Origin of the sequence: Pseudomonas orientalis (genome assembly GCF_001439815.1) — a bacterium.
Taxonomy (GTDB): Bacteria; Pseudomonadota; Gammaproteobacteria; order Pseudomonadales; family Pseudomonadaceae; genus Aquipseudomonas; species Aquipseudomonas orientalis.
The window spans coordinates 434,735-456,888 of record NZ_JYLM01000004.1; the positions used below are offsets into that span (position 1 = coordinate 434,735).

The 22,154-nt window shown below is 62.5% G+C and carries 20 protein-coding genes; 8 read left to right on the forward strand and 12 right to left on the reverse strand.

The features are described 5' to 3' along the window. Window positions 1-51 precede the first annotated feature (51 nt). The 5 genes from TU82_RS13240 to TU82_RS13260 form a co-directional block, all read right to left on the reverse strand. Window positions 52-2,481 (reverse strand): TonB-dependent siderophore receptor, encoded by a 2,430-nt coding sequence (locus TU82_RS13240; RefSeq protein WP_057723622.1) that lies wholly within the window; start codon window positions 2,479-2,481, stop codon window positions 52-54. Between the two features lie 207 nt (window positions 2,482-2,688). Further along, window positions 2,689-3,657, reverse strand: coding sequence for a FecR domain-containing protein (locus TU82_RS13245; protein WP_057723623.1), 969 nt, complete (start codon window positions 3,655-3,657; stop codon window positions 2,689-2,691). Then, window positions 3,654-4,172, reverse strand: a complete 519-nt coding sequence (locus TU82_RS13250; protein WP_057723624.1) for an RNA polymerase sigma factor — start codon at window positions 4,170-4,172, stop codon at window positions 3,654-3,656. Before TU82_RS13250 ends, TU82_RS13245 begins: the two co-directional genes overlap by 4 nt. Before the next feature lie 94 nt (window positions 4,173-4,266). Next, complete coding sequence (locus tag TU82_RS13255) at window positions 4,267-4,974, reverse strand: 3'-5' exonuclease (protein WP_057723625.1); 708 nt, start codon at window positions 4,972-4,974, stop codon at window positions 4,267-4,269. Further along, window positions 4,971-6,893 (reverse strand): putative nucleotidyltransferase substrate binding domain-containing protein, encoded by a 1,923-nt coding sequence (locus tag TU82_RS13260; protein ID WP_173667481.1) that lies wholly within the window; start codon window positions 6,891-6,893, stop codon window positions 4,971-4,973. Before TU82_RS13260 ends, TU82_RS13255 begins: the two co-directional genes overlap by 4 nt. 244 nt (window positions 6,894-7,137) lie before the next feature. Here TU82_RS13260 and TU82_RS13265 point away from each other — a divergent pair, with 244 nt between their 5' ends. After that, complete coding sequence (locus TU82_RS13265) at window positions 7,138-7,584, forward strand: response regulator (protein WP_057723627.1); 447 nt, start codon at window positions 7,138-7,140, stop codon at window positions 7,582-7,584. Between the two features lie 177 nt (window positions 7,585-7,761). Here TU82_RS13265 and TU82_RS13270 read toward each other — a convergent pair whose 3' ends face one another. Beyond that, complete coding sequence (locus TU82_RS13270; RefSeq protein WP_057723628.1) at window positions 7,762-9,939, reverse strand: malate synthase G; 2,178 nt, start codon at window positions 9,937-9,939, stop codon at window positions 7,762-7,764. 363 nt (window positions 9,940-10,302) lie between these two features. Here TU82_RS13270 and TU82_RS13275 point away from each other — a divergent pair, with 363 nt between their 5' ends. Beyond that, window positions 10,303-10,815 carry a glycine cleavage system transcriptional repressor gene (locus TU82_RS13275; RefSeq protein ID WP_057723629.1) on the forward strand — a complete coding sequence of 171 codons (513 nt, stop codon included), beginning with the start codon at window positions 10,303-10,305 and terminating at the stop codon, window positions 10,813-10,815. 222 nt (window positions 10,816-11,037) lie between these two features. Here TU82_RS13275 and rarD read toward each other — a convergent pair whose 3' ends face one another. From rarD to TU82_RS13300, 5 genes are all read right to left on the reverse strand, one after another. Beyond that, window positions 11,038-11,922: an EamA family transporter RarD gene (gene rarD / locus TU82_RS13280; protein WP_057723630.1), complete on the reverse strand. Its 885-nt coding sequence runs from the start codon at window positions 11,920-11,922 to the stop codon at window positions 11,038-11,040. A gap of 184 nt (window positions 11,923-12,106) precedes the next feature. Beyond that, complete coding sequence (locus TU82_RS13285) at window positions 12,107-13,081, reverse strand: serine/threonine protein kinase (protein ID WP_057723631.1); 975 nt, start codon at window positions 13,079-13,081, stop codon at window positions 12,107-12,109. 183 nt (window positions 13,082-13,264) lie between these two features. After that, window positions 13,265-15,163 (reverse strand): PhoX family protein, encoded by a 1,899-nt coding sequence (locus TU82_RS13290; RefSeq protein ID WP_057723632.1) that lies wholly within the window; start codon window positions 15,161-15,163, stop codon window positions 13,265-13,267. Between the two features lie 79 nt (window positions 15,164-15,242). Beyond that, window positions 15,243-16,007: a TOBE domain-containing protein gene (locus tag TU82_RS13295; protein ID WP_057723633.1), complete on the reverse strand. Its 765-nt coding sequence runs from the start codon at window positions 16,005-16,007 to the stop codon at window positions 15,243-15,245. A gap of 57 nt (window positions 16,008-16,064) precedes the next feature. After that, the gene (locus TU82_RS13300) at window positions 16,065-16,802 is read right to left on the reverse strand and encodes a ComFC family protein (protein WP_057723634.1); all 738 of its coding nucleotides are present in this window, start codon (window positions 16,800-16,802) and stop codon (window positions 16,065-16,067) included. A 92-nt stretch (window positions 16,803-16,894) separates the two neighbouring features. Here TU82_RS13300 and bioB point away from each other — a divergent pair, with 92 nt between their 5' ends. The 6 genes from bioB (at window position 16,895) to TU82_RS13330 (ending at window position 21,870) form a co-directional block, all read left to right on the forward strand. Then, window positions 16,895-17,950, forward strand: a complete 1,056-nt coding sequence (gene bioB, locus TU82_RS13305; RefSeq protein ID WP_057723635.1) for a biotin synthase BioB — start codon at window positions 16,895-16,897, stop codon at window positions 17,948-17,950. Between the two features lie 144 nt (window positions 17,951-18,094). Continuing rightward, the gene (gene bioF / locus TU82_RS13310) at window positions 18,095-19,276 is read left to right on the forward strand and encodes an 8-amino-7-oxononanoate synthase (protein ID WP_057723636.1); all 1,182 of its coding nucleotides are present in this window, start codon (window positions 18,095-18,097) and stop codon (window positions 19,274-19,276) included. After that, a complete protein-coding gene (locus tag TU82_RS13315; RefSeq protein WP_057723637.1) occupies window positions 19,269-20,000 on the forward strand; it encodes an alpha/beta fold hydrolase in 732 nt (243 codons plus the stop codon). Before bioF ends, TU82_RS13315 begins: the two co-directional genes overlap by 8 nt. After that, window positions 19,993-20,805 carry a malonyl-ACP O-methyltransferase BioC gene (bioC, locus tag TU82_RS13320; RefSeq protein WP_057723638.1) on the forward strand — a complete coding sequence of 271 codons (813 nt, stop codon included), beginning with the start codon at window positions 19,993-19,995 and terminating at the stop codon, window positions 20,803-20,805. The genes TU82_RS13315 and bioC overlap by 8 nt, the downstream gene beginning before the upstream one ends. Next, window positions 20,802-21,482, forward strand: a complete 681-nt coding sequence (gene bioD / locus TU82_RS13325) for a dethiobiotin synthase (protein WP_057723639.1) — start codon at window positions 20,802-20,804, stop codon at window positions 21,480-21,482. The genes bioC and bioD overlap by 4 nt, the downstream gene beginning before the upstream one ends. A 106-nt stretch (window positions 21,483-21,588) precedes the next feature. Continuing rightward, window positions 21,589-21,870: a hypothetical protein gene (locus TU82_RS13330; protein WP_057723640.1), complete on the forward strand. Its 282-nt coding sequence runs from the start codon at window positions 21,589-21,591 to the stop codon at window positions 21,868-21,870. A gap of 141 nt (window positions 21,871-22,011) precedes the next feature. Here the strand turns inward: TU82_RS13330 and TU82_RS29350 are convergent, their stop codons facing one another. Next, a complete protein-coding gene (locus TU82_RS29350) occupies window positions 22,012-22,146 on the reverse strand; it encodes a hypothetical protein (RefSeq protein WP_276307130.1) in 135 nt (44 codons plus the stop codon). Window positions 22,147-22,154 lie beyond the last annotated feature (8 nt).

Consider the following 22,154-nt stretch of genomic DNA (forward strand, 5'->3'; position numbering starts at 1 on the left):
CAGACACACCCAAGCCGTCCTTGTGGACGGCCCGGTTGTTAACTCAGCCGATTACCACTGGTAGGTGGCGCTGGCGACGACGCTGCGTTGGTCACCGAAGTAGCAGTAGGAACCGTCACAGGTGGAAATGTAGTCCTTGTTGAACAGGTTGGTCGCGTTCACTTTCACCGACGCGCCCTTGAGGCTGTTGTCCAGGCGGCCGAGGTCGTAGTGCACGGCGCCGTCGAATACGGTGTAGGCGTTGGCTTTGCCGGACCAGGTATTGGCCTGGTCGCCGTAGGTATTGCCGGTGTAGCGGGCGCCAAAGCCGATGCCGAAGCCGTCGAGAGCGCCGGTGTGCCAGGTGTAGTCCGTCCACAGGGAGGCTTGCTGGTTAGGCATCAGTTGCAGGCGGTTGCCTTTGAAGTCGCCTTTTTGCACTTCGGATTTGGCCAGGGTATACGCCGCGATCACCTTGAGGTTTTCGGTGACGTCAGAGATAGCTTCCAGCTCCAGGCCCTTGACCTTCACTTCGCCGGTCTGGTCGGTGAGTGACACTCCACCGGACTGGAAGCTGGTGACCAGCACGTTTTTCTGGGTGAGGTCATACACCGCCGCGCTCAGTAGCGTGTTCGAGCCCGGCGGCTGGTACTTGATCCCCATCTCCCACTGCTTGCCCTCGGTGGGTTTATACGACTCGGTCGGGGAGACGCTGGCGTTGCTCGCCGGTTGGAACGATTCGGCGTAGGAGATATAGGGCACGAAGCCTGAGTCGAATACATAACTCAGCGCCGCGTTGCCACTGAAGTTCTTGCTGCGATCGGTATTGGTCGCATCATTTTTGTTGAAGTACGTGGTGCCCTGGTGCACCCAGTCTTCACGACCGCCCAGGGTCAGGCGCCAGTTGTCCAGCGCCATCTGGTCCTGCACGTAGAGGCCGGTCTGGATGGTTTTCTGGTTGTAGTCATAGAACGCGGTGGAACGCGCCGGCCGCACGACCGGCTGGGTATTGACCGGGTTGAAGATATTGATCGTTCCAGCACCGCCGAAGATCGACAGGTATGAAGTGTCGGTGCGCTGATGGTCCAGGCCCAGCAGCAGCGTATGGGTGATATCGCCGGTGCTGAAATCTGCCTGGAAATTGTTATCCACCGCGAACTGGCTGATGTCCTCGTCCACGTTGGTCGAGGAGCGGCTGATATTGCCGGCCGCGTCTGCTGGCGAGAAGGCGAACGAACCCACGGTCAGTTGCTGGAAAGCCAGTTCCGACTTGGTGTAGCGCAGGTTCTGCCTGAACTGCCAGGTGTCGTTGAAACGGTGTTCGAAGGCATAGCCCAGTGCGTAATAAGTGCGGTCGTAATACTCGTAATCCGGATCGCCGAGGTTCTTGTGATGCGAGATGTCCCCCAGAGGCGATTTGATCTTGGTGCCCTGGATCGGCAGGAACTGGCTGGTGGCGCCGGTATCGTCCCGGGTGAATTGCGACAGGAACGTCAGCTTGGTATCGGTATCGATATTCCAGGTCAGGCTTGGCGCGATGTTGTAGCGCTTGTTGTCGATGTGATCGACCTGGGTGCCGGCATCGCGCACCACGCCGCTGAGGCCATACAGGAACTGGCCTTCATCATCGATCTTGCCGGTGCTGGCGAAGTTGATCTGACGGTAATTGTCGCTGCCGTATTGCACTTGGACGGCGCTGCTCTGTTCGGCGCTGGGACGGCGGCTGACCATGTCCAGCAGGCCGCCCGGCGGGGTCTGGCCGTAAACCGAGGAGGCCGGGCCACGCAGCAGGGCGAGGCGGTCGAGGTTCCAGGTTTCGGCTTTCGGGTTGGCGTACACGCCACGCGGCAGGGGCAGGCCGTCGAGGAATTGGGTGGGTTCGAAGCCACGCACACGCATCCAGTCGTAGCGGGTGTCGCTGCCGTAGCTGGCGGACACGATACCGGGCATGTATTTGACCGCGTCGTCGAGGTTCTGCACGTTGCGATCCTGCATTTGCTCGCGGGTCGCCACCGAGATGGAGCGCGGCGCCTCGACCAGGGCCGTGTCGGTCTTGGTGCCGGCGGCAGTGCGCTTGGCCAGGTAACCCTCCACCGGCCCCCAGGCGCTCTCGTAATTGCCTTGACCAATAATGCTGGTCTGCGGCAACGCCACGACACCGTCCGCAATCGCCACCAAAGTAAAAGTCCCGGCGCTGCTCTGCTCCAGCTGCAGCCCGGTCCCGCGCAAGGCTTCGCGCAATGCGCCCTGGGCATCGAACTGGCCCTTGACCGGTGCCGAGGTCTTGCCGGCGGCGAGCGTCGGATTGAGGGTCAGCGCGAGGCCGGACTGGCTGGCGATCTGGTTCAGGGTGGCGGCCAGTGGCGCGGCCGGCAGGTTGTAGGCGCGCACGCTGGTGGACTGTTCGGCGGCGATCAGCGTGGGGCTGATCAGCGGGGCGCCGAGGGCGATGGCCACGGCTAACAGGCTGGGGCGCAACAGAGTGTCTAGCGTGCGGGACATGGGCGGCTCCTGAATGGAAATATTTCTCAATTGCCTAGGTGCCGGACGAGAATCGGAAAGTGATAGGGCGGGGTGAAAATATTTTTTTGGGTGGTGTTTTAGAGGGCCTCATCGGGGGCAAGCCCCCTCGCACATTTGACTGTGTTCACAAATCAAAGTGTGGGAGGGGGCTTGCCCCCGATGGCGATCGTCCGGACGCCGCAGAACCTAAGGCTTACCCTTGACGGTCACCCACCACGGCGTGTGCTGCTCGATCTGCACCGGCAAGGTCGGCAACAGCGCATTGAGCGCCAGGGTGGTGTCGTGCAGCGGGAAGCTGCCGGTGATGCGCAGGTCGGCCACGCTGTCATCCACGCCCAGATAACCGCTGCGATAACGGCCCAGTTCAGCCACCACATCGCCCAGGCGGGCGTTGTCGACCACCAGCATGCCGCGGGTCCAGGCGTCGCTGCCCGGTGAGACGGCAAGCGCAGGACCAAGGCCGTCACTGCGCATCAGCACTTGCTGGCCTGCCTTGAAAATCCGTTCCTGAGACAGTGCCTCAGGCTGGGCGGCCACCGCCGATTGCAGCACGCTCAGACGCGTGGCGTCGTCTTCGCGCCTCACGATGAACCGCGTGCCCAGCGCCCGCAGGTTGCCGTCGCTGGTCTGTACAGAGAACGGGCGCGCATCGTTGTGGCCGGTTTCGACGAGGATTTCGCCCGCCTGCAACACAATCAAGCGGCGTTTATCGTCGAAGCGCACGTCGATGGCGCTGTGGGTATTGAGACTGATCCGGGTACCGTCAGCCAGCTCAAGGGTGCGCAGCTCGCCGGTGGCGGTGCGTTGATCGGCCAGCCAATAGTGGATGGGCACATAGCGCTCACCGGCAAACAATGCCAGGCCGCAGACCAGCGCGATGCTCGCCAGGCCACGGCCCAGTTTGCGCATGCGCTGGCGCACGCCTTCGCGAGACTGCAACAACGCCGCCCGCGCGGGACCGGAGGCTGCACTGAAACGCTGGTCGAGCATGCCCAACTGGCGCCAGGCGCGGGCGTGTTCTTCATCGCTGGCCAGCCACTTGGCGAATTCCTCCTGTTCCACCACGCTACCATCGCCCGAGTCGAGGGACAGTTGCCAGGCAATCGCGGCGTCCAGCACACGGGCCGACACCGGCTTGGCGCTGATCATACTCATGACGGCTCGCCATACAACGCGATGTAGCATTGGCGAATGCCCTGGGCCAGGTACTGGCGCACGCGCGGCACCGACACACCCAGGCGCTGGGCGATGTCTGCATGGCCCAGGCCGTCGAGGCGGTTATAGAGGAAGGCGGCGCGGGCTTTGCTCGAGAGTTTGCCGAGCAGACGGTCGATGGCCTTGAGGTCTTCGAGGATCAGTTGCTGCGCCTCGGGTGATGGATGCTCGCTTTCCGGAATCAGCATCAATTCGGTGAGGTAGGCCTGTTCCAGGGCGGCGCGGCGGAAGTAGTCGAACAGCAAGCCCTTGGCAATCGCTACCAGAAACGCACGCGGCTCGCGGGGTTCGCGCAGGCCGTCACGGCCCAGCAGGCGCATGAAGGTGTCCTGGCTCAGGTCTTCGGCGCGGCTCGGGCAGGCCACGTTGCGCCGCAGCCAGGCCAGCAGCCAGCCACGATGGTCGCGATACAACGCGCCAACAAGCTCACTGTGTGGGGTCTGGGCCGACGACAAGGCATCACCGAATAAAGTTTAAACTAACGAGAATTATTCGCGATTGTCTCAGAGGCGTGATGTGGGCGCAATTGGCGTCTGTCGGGCAACGCCACTAAAACGATGGCGCCTGTTTACGCCGCCGCCATTGGCTCAAGCGCTCTTGCAGCGCCTGCGGCGTGTCGATGTGTTGCTGGCGTGCACGGTTGAACAGGATCAGCATCAGCTCCGCCGTGGCCAGTGCATCGGCACTGGCGTGATGGCGCTCGCCCACCTGCAAGCCGAAATGGTTGATCCATTCATCCAGACCGGCCTCACGGATGTTCGCTTCGGGGCACAGCAGCGGGGCGATATCGGCCACATCGAGAAAGGGGTGGGCCAGGCGATAACCCAGGCTCTCCTTGAGCGCCCGGCACAGCATGTGTTGGTCGAACGGCGCATGGAAGGCCAGCAGCGGGCTGTCGCCGACGAACGCCATAAAATCCAGGAGTGCGTCCACCGGGTCGCTGCCGGCCGCGATGGCGCTGGGGCCGAGGCCGTGGATCAACACGCTGGGGCTGAGTTTGCCGGCAGTGCGTTGCAGGGTGCGTTCGAACATCTGCGAGAAATCCACCGCGCCGTCCTCGATCACCACGGCGCCGATGGACAGCACCTGGTCACGGTTGAGGTGCAGGCCGCTGGTTTCCAGGTCGACCACTACCCAGCGCTGGCTGCGCAAGGGCTCATTACCCAGTGGCGCAGGCGCGCGCAATTGGCCCAGGCGTTGCTGCTGCGCAGCATCAAGCCCTGGTTTTTTCGCGCGCAGCCAGCTGAACAGACTCACAGCTGATACCGCAAGGTCAGGCTGCTTTGCAGGCGCTGGGCCTGACGCAGGGATTCGCGCAGGATGCGCCGGTCCAAGTGATTGAGGCTGTCGGGATCAACGCGGTTGGAATACGGCAGGTTTTCCCGGGTCTGTACCTGATGCTGCTGCATGCGGGTTTGTTGGATGAAGTGGTAGGCCTCTTCATACGCCGCACCGTCCAACCGCTCAATCACGTGCCTGGCGACCAACTGGCGCAACCGCTCCAGGGTGTTGTTGGCATGGATGCCATGGGCCAGGGCCAGCAGGCGCGCGCCGTCCACGAACGGCGTAAGACCCTGTACCTTGAGGTCCAGGGTGGCCTTTTCGCCGCTTTTGCGCGTCAGCACAAACTCGCGAAAGCGCCCTACAGGCGGGCGTTGGCGCAAGGCGTTCTCGGCCAGCATGCGCTGGAACAGCCGGTTGTCCGCCACCTGATCCAGAATGCCCTGGCGCAGTTGCTCGCAACCCTGCTCGTCGCCCCACACCACGCGCAGGTCGAAATAGATGCTCGAACCCAACAGGTTTTCCGGCGTGGCCTCGCGAATGAACGCGGCAAACCGCCGGGCCCACTCGGCCCGCGACAGACACAGCTCCGGATTGCCGGCCATGATATTGCCCTTGCACAGGCTGAAGCCGCACAGCGCCAGGCTCTGGTTGATCTGCTGCGCGAGGGGCAGCAGGCGCTCGCGAATCTCGGCGGCTTCCACGGCGTCCCGGGCCTCGAACAGGATGCCGTTGTCCTGGTCGGTGTACAGCGTCTGCTCGCGGCGGCCTTCGCTGCCGAAGCACAGCCAACTGAAGGGCACGCCGGGGTCGCCTTTCTCCGCCAGGGTCAGCTCGATGACCCGGCACACGGTGTGATCGTTAAGCAGGGTAATGATGTGGGTGATCTGGGTGGACGACGCGCCGTGGGCCAGCATGCGTTCGACCAGTTGGCCGATCTCGCCGCGGATCGCCACCAGTTGTTCCACACGGGACGCGTTGCGGATGGTCCGCGCCAAGTGCACCAGGTCGACGCGCTGCAGGGAAAACAGGTCGCGCTCCGAGACCACGCCGCACAGGCGCTGGTCCTGCACCAGGCACACATGGGCGATATGTCGCTCGGTCATGGCGATCGCCGCGTCGAACGCGCTGTGGTCCGGGCTCAGGAAGAACGGCGCCTGGGTCATATGACCGGCGATGGCCTGACTGAAATCACCGGTGCCGTCGGCCACCACCTGGCGCAGGTCACGCAGGGTGAAGATGCCCTGCGGCGCCTTGTGTTCGTCGACAATCACAATGCTGCCGACTTGCTGCTCGTGCATCAGCGTCACCGCTTCGCGCAGCGCGGTGTCCGGGCCGCACGTGACCGGGTGGCGCATCGCCAGTTCACCCAGGCGAGTGTTCAACGAGTATTGGGTACCGAGGGTTTCCACGGCTTTTTGCTGCACCTGCTGGTTGACCTGGTCGAGCAGGCTGCTGACGCCGCGCAAGGCGAAATCACGAAACGGGCTGGAAAGGGCGAACAGCTTGATGAACGCCAGCTTGTTCAGTTGCAGGCAAAAGGTGTCTTCAGCCGCTTTGTGCTCGGTGCGGGTGGCACGTTCACCGAGCAAGGCGGCGAGGGGGAAGCATTCGCCGGTGGTGATTTCGAAGGTAGGGTCTGTCGCGTCCGGCCGCTCGCCGACCACGCGGCCCTGCTTGACGATATAAAAATGCTCGACCGGCCCGCCCGACGGCTTGAGGATACTGTCGCCGGGGCCGTAGAAACGCAGCTGGCACTGTTCCACCAGAAACGCCAGGTGCGCATTTTCCATCTGGTTGAACGGTGGGAAGCGCTGCAGGAATTGCAGGGTACCGTGGATGTTCTGCAACACGGCGGTTTTACCCGCCTGCGTGAAAGCATCAGCTTTACTCATAACAGTGACCGCAGTTTTTTTGTCGTTATCGTGCTGCATGGTCGACTTCTGCACGGCGGGTGCCCATTGGACGTAAGTCTAGGTCGGTGCCACTCGCGCAAACTAGGGAAAAACCTTACATGACTATCGTCCAAAGCCCGTAGAACGCCCACTAGGCAAACTTTCCGACGAAGTGCACATTGTTCGCCCTTCCGCAGATGTCTGACGAGTGCTGGGAGATTTGATAGGAATTGCTGAGAAACGTATGTCCGACCACGATATTTTGAGTGATGCCGAGCGCGAGGCGCTGAGCGCCGTGATGCTGGAGCCTGATTTACCGCCACAACGCGTGTTGATCGTGGACGACGACAAGGATGCGCGTGAACTGCTGGCGGAAATCCTCGGGCTGGACGGCATTCGCTGCATGACGGCTGACAGTGGGGAGAAGGCGTGGGAGTTGTTGAAGTCGCACAGCTCCATCGGTTTGCTGATCACCGATTTGCGCATGGCGCCGAGCAACGGTTTGCAGTTGATCCGCCAGGTGCGCGAATCCACCCGTGCGGCGCTGCCGATCATCATCATGTCGGGGGACGCCGAAGCGCCGGACGTGATCGATGCGATGCATTTGAGCGTGGTGGATTTTCTGCTCAAGCCGATTGATAGCGTGAAGTTGGCGAAGCTGGTGAAGCGGGAGTTGGGGATGGATTCCTGATTCTTTATTGAATGTTCCGGCCTCATCGGGGGCAAGTCGAATCGTCGCACCGCCCCTCCCACATTTGAATGTGTTCACAAATCAAAGTGTGGGAGGGGGCTTGCCCCGATAGCGCCTGTCCAGCCAGCACACACCCAAATAAAAAGCCCCGATCTCACGAATCAGGGCTTTTTTCATTTACAGACCGTTCTTAGCCTTGAACTCCCGACGCCGGCGGTGCAACACCGGCTCGGTATAACCGTTAGGCTGTCTGGTCCCTTCAATCACCAGCTCAACCGCCGCCTGGAATGCGATGTTGCTGTCGAAATCCGGCGCCAGCGGGCGGTACAGCGCATCCCCGGCATTTTGACGGTCCACCACCGGCGCCATGCGCTTGAGGCTTTCCATGACCTGGGCTTCATTGACGATGCCGTGGCGCAACCAGTTGGCGATGTGCTGGCTGGAGATGCGCAGGGTGGCGCGGTCTTCCATCAGGCCCACATCGTTGATGTCCGGCACTTTCGAACAACCGACGCCCTGGTCGATCCAGCGCACCACATAGCCAAGAATGCCTTGAGCATTGTTGTCCAGTTCGTTGCGGATTTCTTCCTCGGACCAATCGGTATTCTGCGCCAGGGGAATCGTCAGGATGTCATCCACCGAGGCGCGTTCACGCTGGGCCAACTCGGCCTGGCGGGCGAACACATCGACCTTGTGATAGTGCAAGGCGTGCAATGCAGCTGCCGTTGGCGACGGTACCCAGGCGGTGTTGGCACCGGCCAGTGGGTGGGCGATTTTCTGTTCGAGCATTGCGGCCATCAGGTCGGGCATCGCCCACATGCCTTTGCCGATTTGCGCACGCCCTTGCAGGCCGGTGCTCAAGCCGATATCGACGTTCCAGTTTTCGTAGGCGCCGATCCACTTCTCGGCTTTCATGGCGGCCTTGCGCACCATCGCGCCGGCTTCCATGGAGGTGTGGATTTCGTCGCCGGTACGGTCGAGGAAGCCGGTGTTGATAAACACCACACGTTCGCTGGCCGCCTGGATGCAGGCCTTGAGGTTGACCGTGGTGCGGCGCTCCTCGTCCATGATCCCGACTTTCAATGTGTTACGCGGCAGGTTCAACACGTCCTCGATACGGCCGAACAGCTCGTTGGTGAACGCCGCTTCTTCGGGGCCGTGCATCTTCGGTTTGACGATGTACACGGAGCCTGTGCGGCTGTTCTTGCGCGTGCTGTTGCCGTTGAGGCTGTGGATCGCCGCCAGGCTGGTGAGCAGGCCGTCGAGGATGCCTTCCGGCACTTCGTTGCCGTGTTTATCGAGGATCGCGTCGATGGTCATCAAATGGCCAACGTTGCGCACGAACAACAGCGAGCGGCCGTGCAGGGTGACGTCGTTGCCGTCGATGCCGGTGTAGACCCGATCAGGGTTCATGGTGCGGGTAAAGGTCTTGCCGCCCTTGGCCACTTCTTCGGCCAGGTCGCCCTTCATCAGGCCGAGCCAGTTGCGATAGATCACCACCTTGTCGTCGGCGTCCACGGCGGCGACGGAGTCTTCGCAGTCCATGATGGTGGTCAGCGCGGCTTCCATCAGCACGTCTTTGACGCCGGCGGCGTCGGTCTGGCCGACCGGGGTGCCGGCGTCGATCTGGAGCTCGAAGTGCAGGCCGTTATGCTTGAACAGGATCGCAATCGGCTCGGCCGCGGGGCCCTGGAAGCCGATCAACTGCGCGTCGTCACGCAGACCGCTGTTGCTGCCGCCCTTGAGGCTGACGATCAGCTTGCCGTCGACGATCTTGTAGCCGGTGGAATCGACGTGGCTGCCGGCGCTGAGCGGTGCGGCTTCGTCGAGGAAGGCGCGAGCGAAGGCGATGACCTTGTCGCCGCGCACTTTGTTGTAGCCCTTGCCCTTTTCCGCGCCGTCGGCTTCGCTGATGGCATCGGTGCCATACAGCGCGTCGTACAGCGAACCCCAGCGTGCATTGGAAGCGTTGAGGGCGAAGCGGGCGTTCATCACCGGCACCACCAGCTGAGGGCCGGCCATGCGCGCGATTTCGTCGTCGACGTTTTGGGTCGAGGCCTGGAAGTCTGCGGCTTCTGGCAGCAGGTATCCGATGTCTTGCAGGAAGGCTTTGTAGGCCACCGGGTCATGGGGCTGGCCGGCATGGGTGTGGTGCCAGGTATCGATGCGCGCCTGGAAATCGTCGCGTTTGGCGAGCAGGGCTTTGTTCTTCGGCGCCAGGTCATGAATGACCTTGTCGGCGCCGGCCCAGAACTGGTCGGCCGTGATGCCAGTACCGGGAATGGCTTCGTTGTTCACGAAGTCGAACAGGACTTTGGCGACCTGCAGGCCACCGACTTGAACGTGTTCAGTCATTGCTTGCCTCACTCTGCGGAGCTTATGCGCTGTTTCAGATTTTCATTATGTAGTGCACGGTTGGGCATACTACATGATGACTTGCGGTTGTGAAAATTAGACTAAATACGTCGTTTAGCGACCCACTTTGGTCGACCGGTCACAGCGGAGAACCGGATGTTCTCAAAAAACTATCGGATTGTTCCAGATAAATATAAAAATGGTACACGATTTGTTTTCGAGCCACCGCGCGTCCACCTTGTAGGAGCGAGCTTGCTCGCGAAAAACCTGAGAGCACCGCTGGTGTCAGTTTTTTCGCGTTATCGTTGACGACCTTCGCGAGCAAGCTCGCGCCTACAGGAATCGCACCCGAGGTATTTCGCCATGGACCATCTTGTACTCACAATTATCGCCGCCGACAAACCCGGCCTGGTTGAACGCATCGCGCACACCATCGCTGCCCACGGTGGCAACTGGCTGGAAAGCCGCATGGCTCATATGGCCGGGCAGTTTGCCGGAATCCTGCGCGTCAGCGTGCCTGCACAGAACCGTCAGGAACTGGTGGGGGCGCTGGAGGATTTATCCACACACGGCATTCGCGTTCTGGTGGGTGAGGGCAGCTCCGGCCAGGCATCCGCCTCCAAACCGATTGTGATGACCCTGGTGGGCAATGATCGCGCCGGCATCGTGCGTGAGATCACTGCGCTGTTGAGCGGGCAGGGCGTCAACCTGGAGCGCTTGAGCACCGATGTGCGCCCGGCCCCGATGAGCGGCGATCTGCTGTTCAGTGCCGAGGCCCTGTTGCAGGTGCCGTCAACCTTGTCTCTGGAGGCGTTGCAGGCGTCCCTGGAAACCCTGGCAGACGATCTGATGGTGGAACTGCGCAACGATGAATGACCACCCACGAGGTTATGCATGGAAATCTTGCATGGGCCTGTGGATAACCTGTAGAGACTCGACGCCAGGCCCCACGGGACGGGCTTCTTCGCCAACTGAGCAAAAAACGAGCAGTTTCAAGGGCTTGTGCACAAATGGCGGGGATCAGGTTGTGGATAACCTTGGGGTGGATGTCTGCAAGCCAGGCCGGGTATGGCTTGCAGGGCGTTGAGCGTTTTTTGATCAGCGTTTGCGCACGCTCAGCCAGATATCCACGCTGTACACCACCAGCCCCGCCCAGATAAAGGCGAAGGCGGTCAGCGTGCTGGGCGCCAGGTGTTCGCCGAACAGCAGCACGGCCTCCAGCAGCACCAGGGTGGGCGCTACGTACTGCAAAAAGCCCAGTGCCGTGTAAGGCAGATGCCGCGCGGCGGCGTTGAAACAGACCAGCGGGATCAGCGTCACCGGGCCTGCGGCCACCAGCCACCAGGCCTCGGAGGTTCCCCAGAATTCCAGCTGTGCGCTGTGAGCCGTCGGGTTGAACAGCAACCAGGCGATGGCGATCGGGACCAGCATCCAGGTTTCCACCACCAGCCCCGGCAGGGCTTTGACCGGCGCCTGTTTACGGATCAGCCCGTAGAAGCCAAAGGTCAGCGCCAGCACCAGCGATACCCAGGGCAAACTGCCGACCTGCCACACCTGCTGCGCCACGCCGACCGCCGCCAGAACCACGGCGACCCATTGCAGGCGGCGCAGGCGCTCACCGAGCAGCAGCATCCCCAGCAGTACGTTGACCAGCGGGTTGATGTAGTAACCCAGGCTCGCTTCCAGCATGCGCCCGGTGTTGACCGACCATACATACGTCAGCCAGTTGGCCGCGATCAACGAACCGCTGAGGGCCAGGATCGCCAGGCGCCTGGGATTGTCGCGCAGCTCGCGAAACCAGCCGGGGTGTTTCCACACCATCAACAGCAAGCCACCGAACAACGCCGACCACAGCACGCGATGCACGATGATCTCGGCGGCGGGGACACTGGCAATGGCTTTGAAATAGAGTGGGAAAAGACCCCAGATGACATAGGCGCTCAGGCCCAGGATGTAGCCCTTGCGGGGGTTGGCGGCGTGCATTGCAGAATCCTTGTTCAGGCAGCTTACAAAGCGCGATTGTAAGGATATTTGTCCATGCGTGGGGCCCCGCTTTGCTTTTATGTGGGAGGGGGCTTGCCCCCGATAGCGGAGTATCAGTCGCCCCTATGTATCAGCTGACAGGCCGCCTTCGGGGGCAAGCCCCCTCCCACATACAGCACAACAGTCAGAAGAGTTTCAGCGGTTCTTCGTTGAGGGCCGAAAGCTGCTCACGCAACGCCAGCACCTGATCACCCCAATAGCGCTCGCTGCCAAACCACGGGAAGCTGTGGGGAAATGCCGGGTCGTCCCAGCGCCGCGCCAGCCAGGCGCTGTAGTGCATCAGGCGCAGGGCGCGCAAGGGTTCGATCAGGGCCAGTTCCCGTGGGTCGAAGTCGTGGAATTCCTGGTAGCCGTCCATCAATTCCGACAGCTGGCCCAGGCATTCCTGGCGATCGCCTGCCAGCATCATCCACAGGTCCTGCACCGCCGGGCCCATGCGGCAGTCATCCAGGTCGACGATGTGGAACATCTCGTCGCGGCACATCATGTTGCCGGGGTGGCAGTCGCCATGCATGCGGATGTTCGTGTGCGGCGTGGCCTTGTAGACCTCTTCCACGCGCTTGAGCAGGTCGCGGGCCACAGACTCGTAGGCCGGCAACAGGCTTTTGGGAATGAAGTTGCCTTCGAGCAGGGTGGTCAGGGAATCGTGACCGAAGTTCTTTACGCCGAGGGCTTCGCGGTGTTCGAACGGGCGGGTGGAACCCACGGCGTGCAAACGGCCGAGCAGTTGCCCGAGGCGATAGAGCTGGTCGAGGTTGCCCGGCTCCGGCGCACGACCGCCACGGCGTGGAAACAGGGTGAAGCGGAAACCCTGGTGCTCGAACAGGCTTGCGCCGTTGTGGATCAGCGGGGCGACCACCGGCACCTCGCATTCAGCCAGTTCGAAGGTGAAACGGTGTTCTTCCAGGATCGCTTCGTTGGTCCAGCGCTGGGGCCGGTAGAACTTGGCGATCAGGGGTTCGGAATCTTCGATGCCCACCTGATACACGCGGTTTTCGTAGCTGTTGAGCGCCAAAATGCGCGCATCGCTGAGAAAACCGATGCTTTCGACGGCGTCGAGGACCAGGTCAGGGGTGAGTGTTTCAAACGGGTGGGCCATGCGAACTCCTGCGCGCAGCAGGTCGCCGCGTCCGGCCGGGTATGGTAACCCAGCGGGCTTGAGATAGGGGGCGACTGTGGGATCGCCATCGGGGGCAAGCCCCCTCCCACACTTGAATATATTCACAAGTCCAAAGGTGGGAGGGGCGGTGCGACGATTCGACTTGCCCCCGATGAGGCCCTGTCAGGCGCCGACAACCCCACCATCATCACGCCGAATCGCCATCACCGACGAACGCGGCTTGCCATTGGGCAGATGCTCCGGCCAGGTCGACCCACCGGTTTCCCCCGGATGCTGAATACCCACAAACAGGGTTTTCTGATCCGGCGAAAAGCTGATCCCAGTGACCTCACACGCCACCGGCCCGACCATGAAGCGGCGAATTTCACCGGTGCTCGGGTCGGCACACAGCATCTGGTTGTTGCCCATGCCGGCGAAGTCGCCTGCGTTGCTGTAGTCGCCGTCGGTGAGGATCCACAGGCGGCCGGCCTTGTCGAAACCCAGGCCGTCGGGGCTGTTGAACATGTTCTGCGGATTGATGTTGGACGAGCCGCCCTTCGGCAAGCCCGCGTGTACACCGGGGTTGCCGGCGACGACGAACAGGTCCCAGGTGAAGTCCGTGGCGCCGTGGTTATCGGCGTCGGCTTTCCAGCGCAGGATCTGGCCATAGACGTTCTTCTCACGCGGGTTGGGCCCGCCCACCGGCTGGCCGTCTTCGCCGCGCTTGGCGTTGTTGGTCAGGGTGCAATAGACCTGGCCGTCGGTAGGGCTGACCACGATCCATTCCGGGCGGTCCATGCGCGTGGCTTTCACTACGCTGGCGGCCAGGCGCGCATGGATCAGCACTTCGGCCTGGCTGGCAAAGCCTGTGCCGGCGTCGATGCCGTTTTTGCCGTGGGAGAGTTCGACCCATTGGCCCTTGCCCTTGGGATGATCGGCATCGCCATTGCCCGCGTCGAAGATGGCTACGTACAAGGTGCCGTGATCGAGCAGATCCTTGTTGGCCTTCGGGTTGTCGTGGTTGATCGGGTCGCGGCTGACGAACTTGTAGATGAATTCGCCGCGTTCATCATCGCCCATGTACACCACCGCGCGCCCGTCGCGGGTCTCGGCCAGGGCCGCGTTTTCGTGCTTGAAGCGGCCCAGGGCGGTGCGCTTGACCGGGGTGGAGTGCGGGTCGAACGGGTCGATTTCCACTACCCAGCCGTGACGGTTGAGTTCGTTGGCGTTCCTGGCCAGGTCGAAGCGCGGGTCGTGCGGGTGCCAGTTGATGTCTTTGCTGGCCGCGACCGCGCCGTAGCGTTTCTGCCCGGCATCGAAGACTTGCTGGGGGTTGCTGCTGCCGAAGCAGTCGGTGAAGTTCTCTTCGCAGGTCAGATAAGTGCCCCACGGCGTCTTGCCGTTGGCGCAGTTCTGGAACGTGCCGAGGACTTTCTTGCCGGTTTTGTCTGCGCTGGTTTTCAGCCAGTCGTGGCCGGCGGCGGGACCGCTCAGGCGGATCGGCGTGTTGCCGTGGATGCGCCGGTTGTAGCGTGAGTCCTGGACGAACTGCCAGTTGTCGCCCTTGCGTTGTATCTCGATCACTGACACGCCTTCGCTGGCCAGGGCCTTGCGCACGTCCTCGGCCGATTGCGGCGCGCCGCCGTGGGCGTAGAGGTAGCGGTAGTTGGTGTATTCGTTGTTGATGGCCATCAAGGCGCGGTTGTCGTCGCCGGGGAAGGGAAACAGGCTCATGCCGTCATTGTTGTCGCCGAACTGCTGTTCCTGGGCCTTGGCCGTGCCGTTGCCGGAGGGGTCGAAGGCCGGTGCCTGCTTGCTCAAGGGCTGGCCCCAGCTGATCAACACCGAGGCGCTGTAGCCGGGCGGCAGGGTGAGGGTGTCGCTGGTAGCGGCGGCGATGCCGGTAAAGCCGAGCAACGGGCTGGCGGACGCGGCGTTCACAGCCAGGGCGCTGCGGCTGAGCAGGTTGCCGCCCAGGAACATTGCCGCGCCGCACAGGGCGCCGGCACCGATAAAACTGCGACGGGTGAGGCCGACCATCTGTTCGAGGTCGGTGGCTTGGTTTTCTTCTAATAGGCTCATATCAGGCTCCCTACGGTTTTTGCAGACACCTTAAGGAGCGCGCGTGACGAAATTGTTGCAGTTTGATGGCGCGTGCCGGCTACACCGGGGTGCCAAGCAATACCTGGCCGGGGGCGAATTGCACCTGGATCGGCTGGCCCGGCGCGGCGTTGAGTGCGCTCAGCGCGGCGGGCTGCGCCAGGGCACACAGCACCTGACCGTTCGGCAGGCCGATACGGACTTCGCTGGGGCCGTCTTCAGCATCGAGAATCGTCTCGATCACACCACTCAGGCAATTGTGTCCAAGTGTTGCAGTCTCCCCGATGGTCAACAATTCCAACCAGCCGGCCTTGATCAGGGCAACCACTTCCACGCCGGGTTCCAGCTCCAGACGTTGCGTGCTGTCGTGCGTGATATAGGCATCCAGATACAGGCCGCCCGCCAGCTCCAGGCGCACCCGGTCATTGCGCCCCTGGCGCTCGATGATGCTGACCTGGCCGTGCAGCTGATTGCGCGCACTGGTGCGCAGCATCAGGCGGCCCAGCAAATTGAAGTCGCGGGCCGCTTCGTCGGTGGCGAGCACCTCGGCTTGCAAGGCTTGCAGACGCTGATAAAGGCGCAGCACGCGTTCACCTTCGCTCGTCAGCCTGGCGCCGCCACCGCCTTTACCGCCGACGCTGCGCTCCACCAGCGGCTTTTGCGCCAGATTGTTCAATTCATCGATGGCATCCCACGCGGCTTTGTAGCTCAACCCGGCACTTTTGGCGGCCCGGGTGATGGAACCCTGTTCGGCGATATGCCCCAGCAACGCAATACGCTGAGGGCGGCGGATGATGTGCTGGCTGAGGGGCGAGGGCAGGGACATGGGGATACGCCTGGCTGGAATGAGCGGACGTTGCCGCCCGAAGACACGGGAGTCAAGTCATGTGCCGGGTTTGGGCGTGCGGGCCAGGCAATACACATCGACCTGACGCGCGCCGGCCTTCATCAACAGCCGCGCCAGGCTGTGGGCGGTGGCACCGGTGGTCAGCACGTCGTCCACCAGCGCCAGATGCCGACCCTGCACCCGGGCGCCGGGTACCAGCGCGAAGGCATTGAGCAGGTTGTGCTTGCGCGTCTTGGCGTCGAGGTCTTGTTGCGCGACGGTTTCCCGGGGACGTAACAACAGGTGTTCATCGTAGGGAATGTTCAGGTCGGTGCTGAGCCAGCGCGCCAGCATCACGGCCTGGTTATAGCCACGCTGGCGCAGACGCTTGGGGGGCATCGGCACCGGCAGCAGGCAATCGGGGCGGGTGAGTTCGGCGTTCTCGAAGCGATGTTGCAGCAGTCGCCCGAGCAAGCGCCCCAGCAGATGCCCCAGCGGCCAGCGCGCCTGATGCTTGAAGCGGCTGATCAGGCTGTCTACGGGGAAGCTGTAGGTCCAGGGCGCAATCACTTGTTTATACGCAGGCGGTTGTTTCTGGCATTGGCCGCAGACCAATCCGTCCATGGGCAAGGGCAGGGCGCACACTTCACAGTGCTCCATCAGCCACGGCAGCTCGGTTTCGCAGGCGTTGCACACACAATCGGCGCTTTCGGCGCGCTCATCGCAGATCAAACAGGTGTGTACGCTTTTTAGCCAGATGTAAACCTGGTGGTTATAGCTTGGTTGACAGTGCATGGATCTTCCTTAAATATGCCGAGCATCCGTGTCGTGCCTGTGGGTATTGCCCTTCCCGCAGCGTTAGCCAAAGCATAATCAAGGAATCGCCCATGAGCGCCAGCACCTCTGCCACCTTGCGTCACGATTGGTCTTTGGCCGAAGTCAAAGCCCTGTTCGTGCAGCCGTTCAATGACCTGTTGTTTCAGGCGCAGACCGTGCACCGCGCGCATTTCGACGCCAACCGTGTGCAGGTGTCTACGCTGCTGTCGATCAAAACCGGCGCCTGCCCGGAAGATTGCAAATATTGTCCGCAGTCGGGTCACTACAACACCGGTCTGGAAAAAGAAAAGCTGATGGAAGTGCAGAAGGTCCTCGAAGAGGCCGCCCGCGCCAAGGCCATCGGCTCGACGCGTTTCTGCATGGGCGCCGCCTGGAAACATCCATCGGCCAAAGACATGCCCTACGTGCTGGAGATGGTCAAGGGTGTGAAGGCCATGGGCCTGGAAACCTGCATGACCCTGGGCCGTCTCGACCAGGACCAGACCGAAGCCTTGGCCCAGGCCGGCCTCGACTACTACAACCACAACCTCGATACCTCGCCGGAATTCTACGGTTCGATCATCACCACGCGCACCTACAGCGAGCGCCTGCAAACCCTGGCCTACGTGCGTGAGTCGGGGATGAAGATCTGCTCCGGCGGTATTCTCGGCATGGGCGAATCCCTGGATGACCGCGCCAACCTGCTGATCCAACTGGCCAACCTGCCGGAGCATCCGGAGTCGGTGCCGATCAACATGCTGGTCAAGGTGGCCGGTACGCCGTTGGAAAACGCCGAGGACATCGACCCGTTCGACTTTATCCGCATGCTGGCGGTGGCGCGCATCCTGATGCCGCAATCCCATGTGCGCCTGTCGGCCGGCCGTGAGGCCATGAACGAGCAGATGCAGGCCCTGGCGTTCTTTGCCGGCGCCAACTCGATCTTCTACGGCGACAAGCTGCTGACCACCGCCAATCCGCAGGCGGACAAGGATATGCAATTGTTCTCGCGCCTTGGGATCCTGCCGGAGGCGCGGGAAGAACACGCCGACGAAGTGCATCAGGCGGCGATCGAGCAAGCGTTGGTAGAACAGAAGAGCAGCGAACAGTTCTACAACGCCGCCGTTTAACCCAAATGCATTCCAAATGTGGGAGGGGGCTTGCCCCCGATGACGGTAGGTCAGCCAGCACTTGTGTTGACTGAGATACAGCCATCGGGGGCAAGCCCCCTCCCACCTTTCGAACCGCGTACACCCTGCTGAATCGAGGCCTGCATGTCTTTCGATCTCGCCGCGCGCCTCGCTGCCCGCCGTGCCGAACACCTTTACCGTCAACGCCCCTTGCTGGAGAGCCCCCAGGGCCCGGAAGTGGTGGTGGACGGCAAGCCGCTGCTGGCGTTTTGTAACAATGACTACCTCGGCCTGGCCAACCATCCGCAGGTGATCGAAGCCTGGCGCGCCGGTGCGTCCCGCTGGGGCGTGGGTGGCGGCGCGTCGCACCTGGTAGTGGGGCACGCCACGCCGCACCATGAACTGGAAGAAGCCCTTGCCTACCTGACCGGGCGCCCGCGTGCATTGCTGTTCACCACCGGCTACATGGCCAACCTCGGCGCGGTGACGGCGTTGGTGGGGCAGGGCGATACGGTGCTGGAAGATCGTCTCAACCATGCTTCGCTGCTGGATGCCGGCTTGTTGTCCGGGGCGCGTTTCAACCGTTACCTGCATAACGACGCCGCCAGCCTTGCCAAGCGCCTGGAGAAAGCCACCGGTAACGCGCTGGTGGTGACCGATGGCGTGTTCAGCATGGATGGCAACCTTGCCGATCTGCCCGCGCTGGCCCGTGAAGCCAGGGCCAGGGGCGCCTGGTTGATGGTGGACGACGCCCACGGCTTCGGCCCGCTGGGGGCCAACGGCGCGGGCATCGTCGAGCATTTTGGCCTGAGCCAGGACGACGTGCCGGTATTGGTCGGCACCCTCGGTAAAGCCTTTGGCACCGCCGGTGCCTTTGTGGCGGGCAGTGAAGAGCTGATCGAAAGCCTGATTCAATTCGCCCGGCCGTACATCTACACCACCAGCCAGCCGCCGGCGCTGGCGTGCGCCACTCTGAAAAGCCTGGAGCTGCTGCGCACCGAGCATTGGCGACGCGAGCACCTCAACGGGTTGATCCGCCAGTTCCGTCAGGGCGCCGAACAGATCGGCCTGAGGTTGATGGACAGCTTTACACCGATCCAGCCGATCCTGATGGGCGACAGCGCGCGCGCCTTGCGCCTGTCGCAGATGCTGCGCGAGCGCGGGTTGATGGTGACCGCGATCCGTCCCCCCACCGTGCCCGCCGGCGGCGCTCGTTTGCGCGTGACGTTGACGGCGGCCCACAGCGCGGCGCAGGTGCAGCTATTGTTAAACGCATTGGAAGCGTGTTTCCGGTTGTTGAACACCATGGAGCCCGAGCATGCGTGATCGACTGGTATTGCTGCCCGGCTGGGGCCTGGGTGTGTCGCCGCTGGAGCCGCTGGCTGCGGCGTTGCAGGGGTTGAATGAGCACCTGCACGTGCAGATCGAGCCGTTGCCGGCCCTGGACGCCGGCGACTTGTCCGAATGGCTGGACGAACTGGATGCCACGCTGCCGGACAATGTCTGGCTCGGCGGCTGGTCCCTGGGCGGCATGCTCGCTTCAGAGCTGGCGGCACGACGGTCCGAGCGTTGCTGCGGTTTGCTCACCCTGGCGAGCAATCCGTGCTTTGTCGCCCATGACGGTTGGCCGCACGCGATGCCTGCTGAAACATTCGACGCGTTCCTCGCCGGCTGTCATGCCGACTCCCAGGTCACCCTCAAGCGCTTTGGTTTGCTGTGTGCCAAGGGCGCGGCCGACCCGCGCGGGCTCTCGCGTCTGCTGGTCAGTGGAGCGCCGAACACTTCGCCCAGCGTGTTGATGCCCGGCCTGGAAGTGCTTGCCCAATTGGATACCCGCGCCGCCTTGCAGGCCTTTCGCGGGCCGCAACTGCACCTGTTTGCCGGCCAGGATGGGCTGGTGCCCGCCGAAGCCGCCAGTGACTTGCTGGCGCTGCTGCCCGATGTGGAAATCGGCCTGATCGAACAGGCCGGTCACGCTTTTCTTCTGGAGGACCCTCACGGTGTCGCGGGGGCCATCCAGGTTTTTTTGCATGAGTGCGTCGATGACTGATCTATCCCATCCTTACCTGCCCGGCGCCTTGCCCGACAAACGCCAGGTGGCCGCTTCGTTTTCCCGGGCTGCGGCCAGTTACGACAGCGTGGCCGAGCTGCAGCGGGCGGTGGGGCATGCCCTGCTCGCGCGGTTACCGCCAGGAATCGCACCACAACGCTGGCTCGACCTGGGCTGCGGCACGGGCTATTTCAGCCGTGCACTGGCTGAGCGGCTACCTGCCAGCCAAGGTACCGCGCTGGATATCGCCGAGGGCATGCTCAACCATGCGCGGCCCTCAGGCGGCGCGCAGTACTTTATCGCCGGGGATGCGGAACGCTTGCCGCTGAAGGCTGAAAGCTTCGCGCTGATGTTTTCCAGCCTGGCGGTGCAGTGGTGTGCGAACTTCGACGCGGTCCTCAGTGAAGCCTTTCGCGTGCTGCAACCGGGCGGTGTGCTGGCCTTTGCCAGCCTGTGCGTGGGCACGCTGGACGAGCTGCGCCAGAGCTGGCGCGCGGCGGATGGCCTGGTTCACGTCAACCGTTTCCGCACCTTCGAGGCTTATCAGCAGCTGTGCGCAGCCAGTGGTTTTCGGGTGACCAGCCTGGAACGGCGGCCCCATGTCCTGTATTACCCGGACGTGCGCAGCCTGACCCATGAGCTCAAAGCCCTGGGCGCGCATAACCTCAACCCCGGTCGCCCGGGCGGGTTGACCGGCCGCGCGCGGGTTGCGGCACTGGTCCAGGCCTATGAGCAGTTCCGTCAGCCCCAGGGCCTGCCGGCCACTTACCAGGTGGTGTACGCCGTACTGGAGAAACCGCTATGAGCGCCGCTTATTTCATCACCGGCACCGACACCGATGTGGGCAAGACCACCATCGCCGCCGGCCTGCTGCATGCCGCGCGCCAAGCGGGTAAAACCACGGCGGCGGGAAAACCGGTGGCCTCGGGCTGCCAGATCACGCCCAAGGGCTTGCGCAACGCTGATGCCCTGGCGCTGCTCGCCGAGTGTTCATTGCCGTTGAGCTATGCCGAGGTCAACCCGGTGGCGTTGGAACCTGCGATTGCGCCGCATCTGGCCGCGCGTGAGGCGGGGGTCGCGCTGACGGTGCAATCGCTGCTCAAGCCGATGCAGCGGATTCTCGCGCACAAGGCGGACTTCACCTTGATCGAAGGCGCGGGCGGTTGGCGCGTGCCCCTGGCCGACCAAGCCAACCTGTCGGACCTGGCCATTGCGCTCAAGCTTCCGGTGATTCTGGTGGTGGGTGTGCGCCTGGGGTGTATCAGCCATGCGTTGCTCACGGCCGAAGCGATCGCGCGCGATGGATTGCAGCTGGCCGGTTGGGTGGCCAATATCATCGACCCGAAGACCTCTCGTCTGGAGGAGAACCTCGCCACCTTGGCCGAGCGTTTGCCGGCGCCTTGCCTTGGGCGGGTACCGAAACTCAAGCATGCCGGGGCGGCAGCAGTGGCTGCGTACCTGGAAATGGACCTGCTTGACTGATTTTGGCTATCGCTTAGGCAATGTGCCATTAGTGTTTTTGACGGGCGTTTCGCCAGGATGTCTGATTCAATTGGCACTCACGATTCTCTAAAGGCAGGCTTGCGCCATGGAAATCTCTGGAAGCAGCGCGTTTTATTCGGGCCTGAGTACCATTCAGGCCGGGCAGAGCCGTGTCGACCAGGCCGCCGGCAAGATTGCCAGCGCCGCGACGACCCAGCCATCGGCCGCGCAAAGCGACCGTCTGCAAGCCAACGATCGCGCCCAGGCATCCAACTCGGCGAGCAATATGGTCGAAATGGCCCAGGGCAAGTTTCAAGTGGAACTGGGGGCGAAAGTCGCCAAGGCTTCGGACGAAATGCTCGGTACGTTGATCGATACCTACGCCTGATTCTTTGAACGCATGACATTCAAAATGTGGGAGGGGGCTTGCCCCCGATAGCGGTCTATCAGCCAGCTTATTCATAGCTGACCTACCGCCATCGGGGGCAAGCCCCCTCCCACATTTGTTTTGTGCCCTCTCGCTGAACTCCTACACTTCTTGTGGCATCACGCCACAGGCTTCGCTGTGCGCGCCATTGATCCGCATCAAGACAAACGGCATCAGGCCGACGCTTGACAACCCCATGTCGTAAACGTATGTTTCAAACACCTGTTTGACCGCCATCATCCTTC

Excerpts from the sequence above, each read along its gene's own strand:
- TU82_RS13295 (WP_057723633.1), bottom strand. The coding sequence starts at position 16,007 with ATGTCCCTGCCCTCGCCCCTCAGCCAGCACATCATCCGCCGCCCTCAG.
- TU82_RS13245 (WP_057723623.1), bottom strand. The coding sequence starts at position 3,657 with ATGAGTATGATCAGCGCCAAGCCGGTGTCGGCCCGTGTGCTGGACGCC.
- bioF (WP_057723636.1), top strand. The coding sequence starts at position 18,095 with ATGTCTTTCGATCTCGCCGCGCGCCTCGCTGCCCGCCGTGCCGAACAC.
- TU82_RS13300 (WP_057723634.1), bottom strand. The coding sequence starts at position 16,802 with ATGCACTGTCAACCAAGCTATAACCACCAGGTTTACATCTGGCTAAAA.
- TU82_RS13285 (WP_057723631.1), bottom strand. The coding sequence starts at position 13,081 with ATGGCCCACCCGTTTGAAACACTCACCCCTGACCTGGTCCTCGACGCC.
- rarD (WP_057723630.1), bottom strand. The coding sequence starts at position 11,922 with ATGCACGCCGCCAACCCCCGCAAGGGCTACATCCTGGGCCTGAGCGCC.
- TU82_RS13260 (WP_173667481.1), bottom strand. The coding sequence starts at position 6,893 with ATGAGTAAAGCTGATGCTTTCACGCAGGCGGGTAAAACCGCCGTGTTG.
- bioC (WP_057723638.1), top strand. The coding sequence starts at position 19,993 with ATGACTGATCTATCCCATCCTTACCTGCCCGGCGCCTTGCCCGACAAA.
- TU82_RS13240 (WP_057723622.1), bottom strand. The coding sequence starts at position 2,481 with ATGTCCCGCACGCTAGACACTCTGTTGCGCCCCAGCCTGTTAGCCGTG.
- bioB (WP_057723635.1), top strand. The coding sequence starts at position 16,895 with ATGAGCGCCAGCACCTCTGCCACCTTGCGTCACGATTGGTCTTTGGCC.
- TU82_RS13290 (WP_057723632.1), bottom strand. The coding sequence starts at position 15,163 with ATGAGCCTATTAGAAGAAAACCAAGCCACCGACCTCGAACAGATGGTC.
- TU82_RS13315 (WP_057723637.1), top strand. The coding sequence starts at position 19,269 with ATGCGTGATCGACTGGTATTGCTGCCCGGCTGGGGCCTGGGTGTGTCG.
- bioD (WP_057723639.1), top strand. The coding sequence starts at position 20,802 with ATGAGCGCCGCTTATTTCATCACCGGCACCGACACCGATGTGGGCAAG.
- TU82_RS13275 (WP_057723629.1), top strand. The coding sequence starts at position 10,303 with ATGGACCATCTTGTACTCACAATTATCGCCGCCGACAAACCCGGCCTG.
- TU82_RS29350 (WP_276307130.1), bottom strand. The coding sequence starts at position 22,146 with ATGGCGGTCAAACAGGTGTTTGAAACATACGTTTACGACATGGGGTTG.
- TU82_RS13330 (WP_057723640.1), top strand. The coding sequence starts at position 21,589 with ATGGAAATCTCTGGAAGCAGCGCGTTTTATTCGGGCCTGAGTACCATT.
- TU82_RS13270 (WP_057723628.1), bottom strand. The coding sequence starts at position 9,939 with ATGACTGAACACGTTCAAGTCGGTGGCCTGCAGGTCGCCAAAGTCCTG.
- TU82_RS13265 (WP_057723627.1), top strand. The coding sequence starts at position 7,138 with ATGTCCGACCACGATATTTTGAGTGATGCCGAGCGCGAGGCGCTGAGC.